This is a genomic window from Cyclobacterium sp. SYSU L10401 (genome assembly GCF_010993705.1).
In the GTDB taxonomy this organism is placed as follows: Bacteria; Bacteroidota; Bacteroidia; order Cytophagales; family Cyclobacteriaceae; genus Cyclobacterium.
The window spans coordinates 411534-424578 of the sequence record NZ_WOFO01000001.1; the positions used below are offsets into that span (position 1 = coordinate 411534).

The following is a 13045-nucleotide window of genomic DNA, read 5'->3' on the forward strand; positions in this document are numbered from 1 at the left end:
GGAAATAGGTTGAAATTTTTTTTATCTGATCAAAAGGGTCTTGCCTGATTTTAAACCAGTGGCCAATTCAAGAATAGTAGTACTTTCAAGCATCTCTCTAAGTTCTTCTCTTATTTTGACAAACTTATCATGCATAGGACAGGGTTGACTACTGTTACATTCCTCAAGACCAAGGCCACAGCCTATGTAAATATCCTCACCATCAATGGCTGAAACGATTTCACTGACTTTAATTTCCGCTATCCTTTTTATGCTAATGATAAAACCTCCATACGGTCCTTTTCTGGACTCCAGGATTTTCTTTTTAATCAAGGAAGTTAGGATTTTGGCCGTAAACGCCTCAGGAGCATTAATTCCTTTGCTCACCTCTCCTATTTTAACCCTTTCACCCTCCAGCGATCTGGTGGCGATATAGATGATGGCCTTGATACCGTATTCACAGGACTTGGAAAACATGATATTGGTCAGTTATTTTAACAAAAATAGCAACTTTTTCTATTTACGACAAATTTATCGTAAATAAAACTGCTTCCTTTCCAACCTAAATCGCCAAGGACCAATTTAATGAGGATAATAACCCCGGTTAAAACCGCATTGATTACATAAAAACAGCTCATTTCCCTAATTTCCGAAGAACCTGTATTTGCTATTAAAGCGATAGCTCCTTCAGACGAGTGTAATGTTTTGGAATATTGCATGGCTAAAATAGATAGCGCAACAGCCTGGGCCGGGGTCAATCCTATGGACCACTTCATTTATGCTCGAATTCCTCCATTGTCCGCGAATTAAAAACCAATCTATTTGGGTTTTCTTCGCAATGTTCCGGCCAGGAAATTACCCCCCACTACTCATCCATTTTTCTACCGCTTCCCGGTAGGATTCACCAATGGAAAACTCCTGATCTCCTAAAAATAGGCTGTTTTTGCGGATGGCGGTAATTTCGGACAGGGCTACCGCATAGGACTTATGGATACGAATAAATTTATTTGGTGGCATTACCTTTTCAAACTCCTTAAAGCTCATCCGCACCACAAGGGGCTGAGCGGCACTTTTAAGGTGAAATTTGATATAATCCCCATAGCCTTTCAGCCAAAGGATATCATCAAACCTGATTTTGAACTGACTGTAATCTACCTGGGCAAAAAAATGGTCGGCAACAGGCATAGCTTTGGAAGTAGGGGAAGGGCCCGTTTTCAATTCATGAAGTTCCTTCGCCCGGTGGCAGGCTTTTACAAAGCGCTCCAAAGCGACGGGTTTTACCAGGTAATCCACCACATCAAGGTCATAACTGTCTACGGCGTATTGTTTGTAAGCAGTCAAAAAAATGACCATCGGTTTTTTCTGGAGACTGGATATCAGTTCCAAACCTGACATGCCGGGCATTTGAATATCGGTAATCAACAGATCTACTGGCTGTTCACGCATGGCCTCCATAGCCTCAAAGGCATTGCTGCAGGTCGCTACTAATTTTAAAAAGGGCACCTTTCTGATGTTGTCCTTAAGTAATTCAAGGGCCAGGGGCTCATCGTCTATGGCGATACAATTGATCATGGCTTAAAGGTTAATTGTAGGTTGACGGTAAACCAACCATCGGTTTTTTCAATGCTGAGGCTGTGGTTGCTGCCATAGAGCAGCTCCAGCCTTCTGCTCACATTGGCCAGGTCTATCCCTGAAATAGGGTCCCTGGTCTCCTCCTGGTTACTATATTTATTTTTTACCGAAAAATGGAGTTGGCTATCTTTTGTTTTTAGGCTTATGTAGATGGCGGGATCGGGGATCATTCCCGTACCATGTTTCAGGGCATTCTCCACAAAAGGAATAAGGAGCATGGGCTCGAGGCTATGCCAGTCTTCTGTGGCCTGCAAATCTGCCACCAGTTTTAAGCGGCTTCCGATCCGTTGTTGCTGAAGGTCCATATAGCTTTGCAAATATTCCAACTCAGTTTTCAATGGTACCTTTTCCTCGTCAGTCTCGAAAAGCATGTACCGCATCAGGGAGGAAAGCTTCATCAAAGAGGGTTCCAATGCCTCACTTTTCATGCGTGCCAAGGCCACCATATTATTCAGTATGTTCAAAATAAAATGGGGGCTGATTTGGGAACGAAGAAAGGCCAGTTCGGTCTTTAAATTTTCCTTTAGCCTTTCGTTGGCCATGCTATCCGATTTGATCTTGTCTGACACAGCCCTGAAGGCTATGGCGGCCAGTACCACAAAAATAAAGGGAAATCCATTATAGAAGGCCGACCTGTAAAAAACAAAAGATAAATCCGGTAACAGTAAGCCAAACAAGAGCCTGTGAAAATATATGACAAGGAGGAAAAAGCACAAATGAATCAAAAAGTACCAAAGGAATTTTTTATGGTAGAGCAATTTTGGAATCAGGATGAGCGTATTCAGGTAGAAAAGCAGGACCCAAAAAACACTCGTCAGGGTATTCAAGCTGAGAAATTCGCCACTATGGACGGAACGAGACCGGTCATCCTGATACCCCTGCTGGAAAATTACAGGTAGCAGAAAAAAGATAGACCAGGCCAGGACATGGATGATGGCGGTTTGGTACTTTTGAAAAAAAGTTTTTGGGCTTCTCATTCGGTTGGGTTGGTATTTAGAGGCAAGATAACGAATAGTAAGATAAGCATTTTGATGCATTTTTTTGGCGCAAACCTGGCGGATCCCCGGATGGTACCTGCAGTAAAAAAAGAAACCGGTCTGTTTAGACCGGTTTCACCAGGGCAGTCAATGTTTGATAGCCGAAGTTTCAGTGGTTAACCTACCGTAAAATGTTGGAGATAGGTCTTTTTTCCATCCTTTATGCTGATGGTGTATTGGTCTTTGATGGCTTTTTCAAAATTGAAAACCTTGTCAAAGCTTCCATCAACGCTTGCTGATTCTCTGAAAACTTCGTCTTTGTTGCTATTGGTGATTTTTATGTCCACCTTTTTGAGGTCCTTGTCTGATAAAGTGAAAATTACTTTATCACCAACAACCTGAAAAACAGATGAATTGATTTTCTCCTCTTTTTGGGTGATGGCTATTTTATCCCCTTTGAGCTCCAGGGTATAAGTCACACTGGCCTGAGGGTTGTCCACCGTAAAGTAATAGGTGCCTGCTGCCAATTGTTCCAGGTTAAACTTTTTTGCATAGTCGTTGTCGTACACGGTGGTATAAAACAGGGTATTGGCTGTTTGGTCTGAGATTTTTATGGTAGAGGACTTTGAATGGGAGTCTAGGCTAAAGTACAGGTTCTTACCTTCGTTGCTACTGATCAGGCTGTTGGGGGGTACTGGTGTCATGCTGGTCAGGGATACAAGTACAAAAGCTGCTATTGCGGAAATTTTCATTAAATTTTTCATGTTTTTACAATTTTAGGTCTGCCAACTGACAGACTGATGATGAATGTATTACATGACAAACATAAGGAGTATGAAAGGCTTAAATCCGGGAAGGAGATAAACCGGGGAAAGTTTGCGATGAACTCTAAAAAGTTTGCGGTGAAAGTTTCTGCGAATCTGCTGTGGATAGGAAAAAGTACTTTTTTCCCAGAGATAAACCCAAGGTATTAACCCCATTTATCCGGATATAAGATGAATCACAAGTGGTGTTGCTGGAAAAATAGCATTTTCTACGGATGGTTTTTTCCCTATTTTTAGTCGATGGAACATTTGTCCAAATAAATTTGGAGGCTAATAAACAAAAAGAAAATTTCATTGATGTACGAAAAGAGCGTTGGGCTGACAAAAAACCGACCTGTCCTGAATTTTCTCAGGAGGTGTGCGGCAGGATGGCGGGAGGAAGGATTTTTTTGTCTTGAATTTTTTGTTTCTTTTTGTTTCAAGACAAAAAGAAAGAGGAAAGAAGAATCAATTCACAAGATAAAGGTCTAATTTATAAAACCAGGATAATCTAATTAAGCAAACTAATGATTAAAAGACAAGTGAAAAATATTTTTTCAAAATTCGATTTGATTTAGGTATTTAATATATTCCTATCGGTTTTTAAAAGGGATAAACCGGGAAAATCTTGCGGTAAAAGTTTTTGCGAACCTACAGAGGATAGGATAAAGTACTTTTATTCACCAGGGAAAACCCCAATGTTTTAACCCAAATTATCCGGATTCAGGCCGGAAAATAATTAAGATACCCTAATTTTTTACCTGGGCAGGTGGTAAAAATGTCCATCCTCGGCTCCGGCCAATACCTCTGGAATACCATCATTGTTCCAATCCACAAAGGTAGGACTGGTGGTGTGTCCGGCCAGCATTTTATCCGTTAAAGTGCCTTTGTGTTCGAATACTACTTTGTCCGGGTTTTGACTGATATTCTCAAATAAAGATACGTTCAGGCTGTTGACCAACAGGTCCAGGTCCCCATCATTGTCATAGTCTACAAAACTGATTTTCCTTCTGCCGCTGCTTCCCGCCTCAGCGATATTTAACCTTAAAAGTCCGTTTCCGGTGTCCTGTACTTCATTTTTATTATTGAAAGTAGCTCCATTTTCTCCATAAAAGATTCTTTTTCCGGGCTGCAGGATGGTTTCACCCGCTTTGCTGTCGCCCTGATACCAGGTCAAATAACCATCCTGGTCCAGCATGATCAGGTCCATGACACCATCCTCATTCCAGTCAATGGCATAGGGAGTGGTCCGCCATTGACTGACCAGTTCGTCCGCTTCCGGCTTCCACCAGTTCCAGGCAGGGTAGGGTGGATCCTGTTTGCCCCAATCTACCTTCACAGGCTGGGGCGCTTTTAGTTCTGTGCCGGTATTCCGGATCCATTCCACCTTACCCCAGATGGAATTGAAAATGATATCCTGATGACCATCTCCATCCCAGTCGGCAACTGAGAGGGTGGTATAGCCCCACTTGGCTTCCGCCGGACCCTGAATGGAGCCATTCTCTCCGGCCTGTATGCGAATGGCTTCGCCATTGACTTCCAATAATTCGGGTTCAGCCCAACTTGGATTGGGTCCCCCAGTCAGGTTTTCTATAAAGGCAATGTACCCGGCGGAATTTCCAGCGATCAGGTCTTCATCTCCGTCATTGTCCCAATCCACGCTTACCGGAGTGACCAGGGCTCCGAATTTTAAATGATCCGCCTGTTGACGGAAATACCGGGGTGAAGTAAATTCCGGGATGCCATGATGCATTTTTCCGGTATTTCGTATCCAGGCTACCCTTCCGTCTTCATCTCCTACGATCAGGTCCACATGGCCGTCCTGGTCCCAGTCTACGGCAACTGGAATGATCATCTCCAGGTCCATTTTGATAGGGCCTTGCTGGTTTTCCATAAACACACCGGCGGCATATTCGGGTTTTTCACGGGTACCCACATTTTCAAAGTAAGTCAACCGATCTAAAAATTCTCCACAAATCAAGTCCAGGTCCCCATCCCCGTCAAAATCGGCCAGGTTGGGAGAAGGGGCACCGTACACATCTATTTCTTTTCCCCTGGCCTGGAGTCGTCCCCGGTTATGGTATTCCCCGTCTTTGTTCTCCAATAGGTATACATAGCCATGCAGGGGACCGTTTACCCAATTCCCCGTGCTGTCGTAGGCATTGTCCCAGCCATAGTCTGACCAGTCGTCCATACCCACCAATATATCCAGGTCTCCATCTCCATCGTAGTCGGCCATTTTCCATTGATTAAAACGGGGGTTTTTCCCCAAATCCTTGGTGAGTTCCTCGACTGGAAACAATGCCTCTGGAAGGGAATCCAAGGCAGTCAGAAAGTTCCGGAGTACAGCCCCTGGAATGGTTACCTTAGGCTCTCCCAATCCGGTATGGGAAACCTGAACCTTGGGAATGGCATCTCCCAATCTGACGGGCGGAGCAAAATCAGGAAAAGCCGCTCCGCTGGTATTTTCGAAAAAGTAAAGCCCGTTAAATGGCTTATCCGGACAGGAAACCAGCAGGTCCATGTCTCCATCCCCATCGTAGTCCATGGGCAGGGGCCAGGCCCAAAGCCCCACTCCCAGAAAGGAGGTGGCATCCGGACGGTTGTAATTGACCCGGTAGAATTCAGAGTCGACTTCAGTTCCTATTGTCTGCGGTTCCTGACAGGCTGAGCCCAGCATCAGGGTGGAGACAAGAAGTACGAGGCAATTACGAAAGGAGGTTGACATAAGAGAATCTTTTAACCGGGGTATCAATGAAGAGAATTTTAAAATGCGTTTTTTATATGCTACCACGGTAGGAGTAAAATGGGCCATTATCCCCTACCCATATAAGGCATACCATTGGCCATCAGGGTAATCCAGGGGATATTGGTGTCCAGCGGCAAGCCCGCCATGTACACCACTGCCCGGCCTACCTCTGTTACATCCATGGTGGGTTCTATCTTGTGGCTCCCGTCAGCCTGCAGGATACCCTTTTCTATCTTTGTGGTCATCGCACTTCTGGCATTGCCAATATCGATCTGCCCACAGACGATATCATGTGCTCTGCCGTCCAGATTGGTGCAGCGGGTAAGACCGGTAACGGCGTGTTTGCTTGCAGTATAAGCCACTGATAAGGGCCTGGGAATCTGTGCGGATATGGAGCCGTTATTGATGATGCGGCCGCCTCTGGGCTGCTGCTTTTTCATCAACCTGAAGGCCTCCTGTGTACAAAGAAAAGCTCCGGTCAGATTGGTGTCAATAACCATCTTCCAATCGGCAAATGCCAGCTCTTCTAAAGGTACTGATGGGGCATTTACCCCGGCATTGTTAAACAGCAGGTCCAGCCGGCCAAAGTTTTTTTCGGTCTTAAGAAAGAGTTGCCTGACATCGGCGGGGTCGGTGATATCTGCGGGGCAGACCAGGTGAGTGTTCCCGGCACAAAGTTGGGCTGTTTCTTCCAGTTTTTCTTTTCTTCTTCCGGTGAGTATCAGGGTCCACTGTTCTTCAGCCAGGGCTTGAGCCACTGCTCGTCCTATTCCCGAACCGGCACCGGTGATGATGGCAGTTTTGGTTTTTTGAGTCATGAATTTTGAAGTTGTATGTTTTCTTCCCGGACATAGTTCCGGATAATTTCCTCCACATCCCTGTCGGCTGTAAATCCAAGTTGATCTGCTTTTTGGGTATTGAAATGGGGAGGCCAGGTCAGGACGATACTTTGGAGAAAGTCATCCGGCTTGTGGTTAAGGAGTTGGGTTATTTCCGGACCCGCTACTTTTTCCAGGCAGTCGATCATGTGTTGCACAGAAACGGTAAGACCCGGCAGGTTAATGGTCCGGTCCTCACCGATCACTTCAGCCTCCAATGCGGCCGCATGGATCAGGTTTTTTACCACTTGTTTGGGAGACAGAATCCAGAACTCGGAGGCAGGATCTACCGGATAGCTGGCTTGCTGCCCGTTCAGTGGTTCGCGGATAATACCGCTTAAAAAGGAGGAAGTAGCGGCATTGGGTTTTCCGGGGCGCACGGTAATGGTGGGTAGCCTCAGGCAGCGGGCATCTACAAATCCCCTGCGGCTGTAGTCATTCATCAGCAGGTCAACGATAGCCTTTTGAGTGCCATAGGAGCTTCTGGGTTTGGGGGCGGTGTTTTCTGTAATGACCTGATGGACATCTCCACCAAAAATCCCGCAGGAACTGGCAAAAACGATGCGGGGCTGATGTCCCAGCTCCCGGCATTTTTCCAACAGGTGCAATGAGCCCCTAAGGTTGACCTGCATGCCCAGGTCAAAATTCTTCTCTGCTTCCCCGCTTACCACGGCAGCCAGGTGGAAAATCAAGTCAGGTTTTTTTTCCAGTAGGGGGTCCGTTTGTGCGGGGTCCCCAAAATTTCCGGTTATACAGGAAAAACCTGGGTTTTCTTTCAATGCCTCAGGAATGTGGAGGTCAAAAAGACTGATGGAAGCATTCGGATTTTTTTGCCGGTATTCCATAGCCAGCCGGCTACCGATAAATCCTCCTGCACCGATAATCAATACATGCATGGTTAATGGGTTAATTTTAAACTAAAGGTATTATCCAGGTCAGCAGCCAAACTTGCAACATCCCTGCCAACGATATGATGGCCAATAAAAAGGTCCATGTTTTAAGGGCTTCTTTTTCGGTAAGCCCACTCATTCTGGCCACTACCCAGAAGGCACTATCATTCATCCAAGATACAAAAAGGGAACCAAATCCCATAGCCATCAACAGGTAAACAGGATGATAGGGCAGGTCAAAATTGTTTCCCAGCAAGGCCGTAATGATGGCTGCACTGGAAATCATGGCTACTGTGCCGGAACCCTGAGCGGTTTTCAGCACAGCGGCTATGAGCCAGGCCAGGGGCACCAGGTGCAGATCAAGTCCTGCTGTGGCCTGTTTGATGGCATCCCCAATACCGCTTTGTCCGATCATGGCTCCGTATGCCCCGCCTGCACTGGTAATCAAAATGATCAGACCGCCTATTTCCAGTGGTTTTCCGATTTTGGTCCAGAGGTCATTTGCACCAAGGTTTTGGGATCTGGCCCATAAATACAGGGCAAGACCCGTACCGGCTGCCATGGCCGCATTCTTATTTCCTATTAGGGCCAGTCCCTCCGGTATTTGACCCGTAATGGCTTCATACAAAGAGGCGGTTCCTATCAGAATGATGGGAAGAATGATGGGTGCGAGAGACAGAGAAAGTGACAGCTCTTTGGCAACTTTGGGTGAATCATTTGAATGGATCCTTACTGGAATATTGAGCCTGCGGTTCATCTTTTTACCTACCCAGATTACCAAAATTGCGGGTAAAATACCCAAAGCCAGCCCTGTAAGGATCACGATTCCCAGGTCTATGCCCATGGTTTCAGCCATAATCAACGGTCCCGGAGTGGGAGGCACAATGCTGTGTGTAATGGCAGCACCTCCCCCTATGGCGGTGACATACAAAACGTAGTCTTTTCCTGTTTTTAAAGCCAGGGTGATGCCCAGTGGTATCAGCAAAAAGAACACCGTGTCCAGAAATACCGGCACAGAAAGGATAAAACCGGCAAGCATCAAAGCCAGGGAGGCCCGTTTTTCTCCCATCGTTTTAAGAAGCTGGTTGACGATGTTTGCTGCTGCCCCACTTTCCATCATGGCCGATCCGATGATGGCTGCCAGGGCGATGACCCATGCAATATTGCCTGCCATGGTACCCAGCGCTTGCATGGGTGACTCGAGCGCTGCTACCAAGCCACCTTCTGCTATCAGATCAGGGCTGAGCAATCCTACATACACCGCTGCCAATACCAGTGCAATAAACGGATGAAACCGCCATTTTGAAATCAGCAATGTTACCAATCCAATACTGGATAGCAGGATGACAAATGGCCAATAAACGGCATGGAAAATTGAAAACATGCTTTAATTAAAGAAAAATTTCTTGGATTTAAACCATTTTTATGTTTTGATACAGGTTTTTTTTGAAACGGAGAAATGGATAGGAAATCGAGCCTGCCTGAGACAGACAAGCATGACGAAAATGTTACATGGTGGAATGCCTCGATAGCACCGACAGTTATCGACGGGAAGCATGCGGGGTGCTCCTGGTTTACGATCGGGACAGGCTATCCCGATCTTCGTCGCTCCAGGACAAGCTGAAACATCTGAAAGAAATTTATAAAGACATGAATTCTTTGCTTGCTTCCTTTGTTTTAATCGGATATATTGACTGGTGAACAAGCAGTAATTTTGTAATCTGGATTGATTTTTTGAAAATCGAAAACATGGAGCAGTTGAAAGAAGAAGATAAGATAAAGAAAGCTTTTAAGGAAAGAGACTGGGCAGAAATAAAAAGTGCAGATTCCTGGGCAGTATTCAAAGTCATCAGTGAATTTGTCGAAGGTTTTGAAAAGTTGGCCAAAATCGGACCTTGTGTGTCTCTTTTTGGATCCGCCCGAACCCAGTCAGACAACCATTATTACCAGGTAGCAGAAGCCATTGCAGGCAAATTGGTAAGACATGGCTATGGGGTGATAACAGGGGGAGGCCCGGGGATCATGGAAGCCGGAAATAAAGGTGCCCATACCGAGAAAGGCAAGTCTGTGGGTTTGAATATCCTATTGCCCTTCGAACAATTCAATAACATCTATATCGACCCTGACAAGTTGATAACCTTTGATTACTTCTTTGTCCGAAAGGTGATGTTCACCAAATATGCCCAGGGTTTTATTGTACTTCCTGGCGGTTTCGGCACCCTAGACGAATTGTTTGAAGCGTTGACCCTGATCCAGACCAAGAAAATCGGCAGGTTTCCTATAGTACTGGTGGGAAAGGGTTATTGGGGGGGACTCATTGACTGGATCAAGGAGGTGGTGCTGAGTGCCCATCACAACATCAATAAAGAAGACCTGGACCTATTTGCCCTGGTAGATACTGCGGATGAGGCGGTAGCTGTCATTGATAATTTTTACAGCAAATATCTTTTATCTCCAAATTATTAAGCAATTGGACTCCAAACACCTTAACTATTTATATTTTCTTATCGCCATACAGTTTGTACTGATCGGATATTTGTTTTTCAATCCAGTTGGCAAGGAAAAAGAATTTCAAGCTTCCGGCGACAATGTGGCTGAAATAAGGGAAGCTCAGGCGAGTCAACTTCCAAGGGTAAAAATATTCGACCTTCTGGAAGCACCCGAATTTGCCGGCGAAAAAGTACCCATGGAAGACCCTGAAGTCTATGAACGCTACGAAAGAGAAGTTTATGTCAATGCCTATTGGGAATCCAATACGCTTTTGATGATGAAGAGGGCCGGTAAATTCTTTCCATTCATTGAGCAAACCCTGAAGGAAAATGGCATACCAGAGGATTTTAAATATGTAGCCCTGATAGAGTCCGGCTTGATGAATGTAACTTCCCCTGCGGGGGCCAAGGGTTTTTGGCAGTTTATGAAAGGTACCGCAGGTGATTTTGGTTTGGAAGTAAGCAGGGATGTAGACGAAAGGTACCATTTTGAAAAATCAACCCTTGCTGCCTGCAAATACCTCAGGTCATCCTATGGAAAGTTTGGTAACTGGACCAGTGTAGCGGCCAGTTATAACATGGGTATCGCAGGAATTACCCGAAGGAAAAATCAGCAGCTGAGTCCAAATTACTATGACCTGTACCTGAATGAAGAAACCAGCAGGTATTTGTTCAGAGCACTTGCACTGAAAGAGATTTTTGAGCATCCGGGCAAATTCGGCTTTGAGCTGCAACAGGATGACCTGTATGCACTTCCTCCCCTGAAGGAGATTGAAGTCTCAGAAAGCATCAGTGACCTGGCCGAATGGGCAAGGTCCGAGGGCAGTAATTACAAAGAAGTGAAAATCTATAATCCATGGCTGATAAACAGGCAGCTCAGTGTGAGGAGAGGCCGAACTTATGTCATAAAACTACCTGTTTAAGAAAAAGTTATTGAAGGATAAAAATTTATCAGTATCTTAACAGGCAATCCTTACCTACATGAAAAAGCCTGTTATTCTGCTGCTCATTTTCGCCGGGGTACTATTTGCCCTGTTTCAGCTATTGCCCTTGCTCGTAAACAATTACCTGAACAACAATGCCGAGAGGATTGTCCGCAACATGATTACCCGGACAAACGATTTTGCCGGGCATGAGGTGCATTTTGGTAATATCCAATTAGATTACGACTACAGGGGAACATTTTTAAAAATGGAATCAGTCGATATCATGCCGGGGGAAGGCCTGGAGGATGTTGAGAAAATCAAATTTCATTTAAGCTTTGAAGAGGCCAGCCTTACGGGCTTTCGCTGGGTGGATTTTTTGTTTTTTAACAGTATCAAATTAGACTCGGCTTATATAGAAAATGTCCTCTTGGAAACGGTAACTCCTGATTGGGAAGAATTAGGTAAAGATGAGCTGGAAGGGGGTAATGAAGGTAAGGATTACCAAAATATAGGGTTAAATCACTTGCGGGTAAATCAGGTATCCTTCGAAAACAAGGATGCTGCCACGGATTCTGTGAGATTGTCCATCAAGGATTTATTTGTTTTTGCAGATGGATTTAACCTCAGCAGGGAAGATAAAGAAAGTCCGGAGGCCCTTTTCTCCGTAGACAATATAGAAGGTTACATGGACGAGGCCCAGGTGCATGTCAACGAGTACATGAATACGATCAGTACGAAAGATCTTTCTTTCAATACCACGGATCAGAGGATGGTAATTGAGCAGGTCTCCTTTCATAACAAACTGGATAAATACGAATACATCAATAAATTTGAGAAGGAAACCAACTGGATGGAGTTGTCCAATGCCCGGCTACAGGTAGAAGGGATGGATTTTCAGGAATTTTTCAGAAAAGGCAGGATTATGGCAGCTAGCCTTCACCTGGACCAGATGGAACTGGAGGTATTCAGAGACAAAAGGAAACCCGAGGATACCACCAAACGGCCTAAAATGGTCCATGAAATCCTTGGTGAATTGCCCAGGCAGCTAGATTTAAAGACCATATCCATCGATGGGGCCTATATTGCCTATGAGGAGCGGCCTGATACCAAAGCCCCATCCGCAGGCAAAATATTTTTTGATCAGGTCAATGGGGAAATAACCGGGTTTTCTAATGTCAAGGATGAGAGCGCTGACAACGATACCTTGAAAATTCTGGCCAAGGGTCGACTAATGGGGACGGGTCTGATAGACATGCAGGCCAATTACCTGATCAATGATGAAAACGGCAAGTTTTTTATGAAGGGGAAGGTGGGAGGAATGGTACTTGCCCCACTCAATGATCTGATCATGCCTGCCACCAGAGTGGCCTTAAAAAGTGGTAGGTTAAACGATTTGTATTTCGATATAGAAGCCGACGAACTGGAGGGTACCGGGGAGGTGATTGTCAAATATGAGGACCTGGAAATTGAGATCCTGGATAAAAACTTCGAAAGGGACCAGAATATTTTCCGAAAACTGGGTGCATTTTTAGCCAATAAGGTGGTGATCCGGTCTCAAAATCCCAATAAGTCGGGTAATCTCAGCAAAGGGGATGTTTATTTTAAGAGAGCGCAGCATAAATTTATTTTTCATTATTGGTGGAATCTGGTATTGAGTGGATTAAAATCAACCCTTACCGGTGAATCGGAGGAGGAAATGAGAGAAAAATGAGCGGCCTTGCT

At 45.1% G+C, this 13045-nt stretch carries 12 protein-coding genes; 3 read left to right on the forward strand and 9 right to left on the reverse strand.

Annotated features, from left to right (window positions below; translation table 11 throughout):
- Positions 1 to 21: 21 nt before the first annotated feature.
- The 9 genes from GL182_RS01710 to GL182_RS01750 all read right to left on the reverse strand — a co-directional run bounded on the left by GL182_RS01710 (position 22) and on the right by GL182_RS01750 (position 9292).
- Positions 22 to 456 (reverse strand): RrF2 family transcriptional regulator, encoded by a 435-nt coding sequence (locus tag GL182_RS01710; RefSeq protein WP_163377833.1) that lies wholly within the window; start codon positions 454 to 456, stop codon positions 22 to 24.
- Positions 457 to 473: 17 nt separating this feature from the next.
- Complete coding sequence (locus tag GL182_RS01715) at positions 474 to 755, reverse strand: HPP family protein (protein WP_163377834.1); 282 nt, start codon at positions 753 to 755, stop codon at positions 474 to 476.
- Positions 756 to 834: 79 nt separating this feature from the next.
- Complete coding sequence (locus tag GL182_RS01720) at positions 835 to 1551, reverse strand: LytR/AlgR family response regulator transcription factor (protein ID WP_163377835.1); 717 nt, start codon at positions 1549 to 1551, stop codon at positions 835 to 837.
- Positions 1548 to 2588, reverse strand: a complete 1041-nt coding sequence (locus GL182_RS01725) for a sensor histidine kinase (protein WP_163377836.1) — start codon at positions 2586 to 2588, stop codon at positions 1548 to 1550. The genes GL182_RS01720 and GL182_RS01725 overlap by 4 nt, the downstream gene beginning before the upstream one ends.
- A gap of 176 nt (positions 2589 to 2764) precedes the next feature.
- Complete coding sequence (locus tag GL182_RS01730) at positions 2765 to 3352, reverse strand: hypothetical protein (RefSeq protein WP_163377837.1); 588 nt, start codon at positions 3350 to 3352, stop codon at positions 2765 to 2767.
- Between the two features lie 796 nt (positions 3353 to 4148).
- A complete protein-coding gene (locus GL182_RS01735; RefSeq protein WP_163377838.1) occupies positions 4149 to 6119 on the reverse strand; it encodes an FG-GAP repeat domain-containing protein in 1971 nt (656 codons plus the stop codon).
- A gap of 86 nt (positions 6120 to 6205) precedes the next feature.
- Positions 6206 to 6958, reverse strand: a complete 753-nt coding sequence (locus tag GL182_RS01740; RefSeq protein ID WP_163377839.1) for an SDR family oxidoreductase — start codon at positions 6956 to 6958, stop codon at positions 6206 to 6208.
- A complete protein-coding gene (denD, locus tag GL182_RS01745; RefSeq protein ID WP_163377840.1) occupies positions 6955 to 7914 on the reverse strand; it encodes a D-erythronate dehydrogenase in 960 nt (319 codons plus the stop codon). Before denD ends, GL182_RS01740 begins: the two co-directional genes overlap by 4 nt.
- A gap of 16 nt (positions 7915 to 7930) precedes the next feature.
- Positions 7931 to 9292 carry a GntP family permease gene (locus GL182_RS01750; protein WP_163377841.1) on the reverse strand — a complete coding sequence of 454 codons (1362 nt, stop codon included), beginning with the start codon at positions 9290 to 9292 and terminating at the stop codon, positions 7931 to 7933.
- Between the two features lie 365 nt (positions 9293 to 9657).
- Here GL182_RS01750 and GL182_RS01755 point away from each other — a divergent pair, with 365 nt between their 5' ends.
- From GL182_RS01755 to GL182_RS01765, 3 genes are read left to right on the forward strand one after another with little or no spacing between them, the layout of a single operon-like run.
- Positions 9658 to 10374 (forward strand): TIGR00730 family Rossman fold protein, encoded by a 717-nt coding sequence (locus GL182_RS01755; protein ID WP_163377842.1) that lies wholly within the window; start codon positions 9658 to 9660, stop codon positions 10372 to 10374.
- Between the two features lie 4 nt (positions 10375 to 10378).
- A complete protein-coding gene (locus GL182_RS01760) occupies positions 10379 to 11320 on the forward strand; it encodes a lytic transglycosylase domain-containing protein (RefSeq protein ID WP_163377843.1) in 942 nt (313 codons plus the stop codon).
- A 58-nt stretch (positions 11321 to 11378) separates the two neighbouring features.
- On the forward strand, positions 11379 to 13034 hold the full coding sequence (locus GL182_RS01765; protein ID WP_163377844.1) for a DUF748 domain-containing protein: 1656 nt from the start codon (positions 11379 to 11381) through the stop codon (positions 13032 to 13034).
- Positions 13035 to 13045: the final 11 nt, after the last annotated feature.

Bases quoted from the DNA above. Each gene is read 5' to 3' on its own strand.
- GL182_RS01710 (WP_163377833.1), bottom strand. From the start codon at position 456: ATGTTTTCCAAGTCCTGTGAATACGGTATCAAGGCCATCATCTATATC.
- GL182_RS01715 (WP_163377834.1), bottom strand. From the start codon at position 755: ATGAAGTGGTCCATAGGATTGACCCCGGCCCAGGCTGTTGCGCTATCT.
- GL182_RS01720 (WP_163377835.1), bottom strand. From the start codon at position 1,551: ATGATCAATTGTATCGCCATAGACGATGAGCCCCTGGCCCTTGAATTA.
- GL182_RS01725 (WP_163377836.1), bottom strand. From the start codon at position 2,588: ATGAGAAGCCCAAAAACTTTTTTTCAAAAGTACCAAACCGCCATCATC.
- GL182_RS01730 (WP_163377837.1), bottom strand. From the start codon at position 3,352: ATGAAAAATTTAATGAAAATTTCCGCAATAGCAGCTTTTGTACTTGTA.
- GL182_RS01735 (WP_163377838.1), bottom strand. From the start codon at position 6,119: ATGTCAACCTCCTTTCGTAATTGCCTCGTACTTCTTGTCTCCACCCTG.
- GL182_RS01740 (WP_163377839.1), bottom strand. From the start codon at position 6,958: ATGACTCAAAAAACCAAAACTGCCATCATCACCGGTGCCGGTTCGGGA.
- denD (WP_163377840.1), bottom strand. From the start codon at position 7,914: ATGCATGTATTGATTATCGGTGCAGGAGGATTTATCGGTAGCCGGCTG.
- GL182_RS01750 (WP_163377841.1), bottom strand. From the start codon at position 9,292: ATGTTTTCAATTTTCCATGCCGTTTATTGGCCATTTGTCATCCTGCTA.
- GL182_RS01755 (WP_163377842.1), top strand. From the start codon at position 9,658: ATGGAGCAGTTGAAAGAAGAAGATAAGATAAAGAAAGCTTTTAAGGAA.
- GL182_RS01765 (WP_163377844.1), top strand. From the start codon at position 11,379: ATGAAAAAGCCTGTTATTCTGCTGCTCATTTTCGCCGGGGTACTATTT.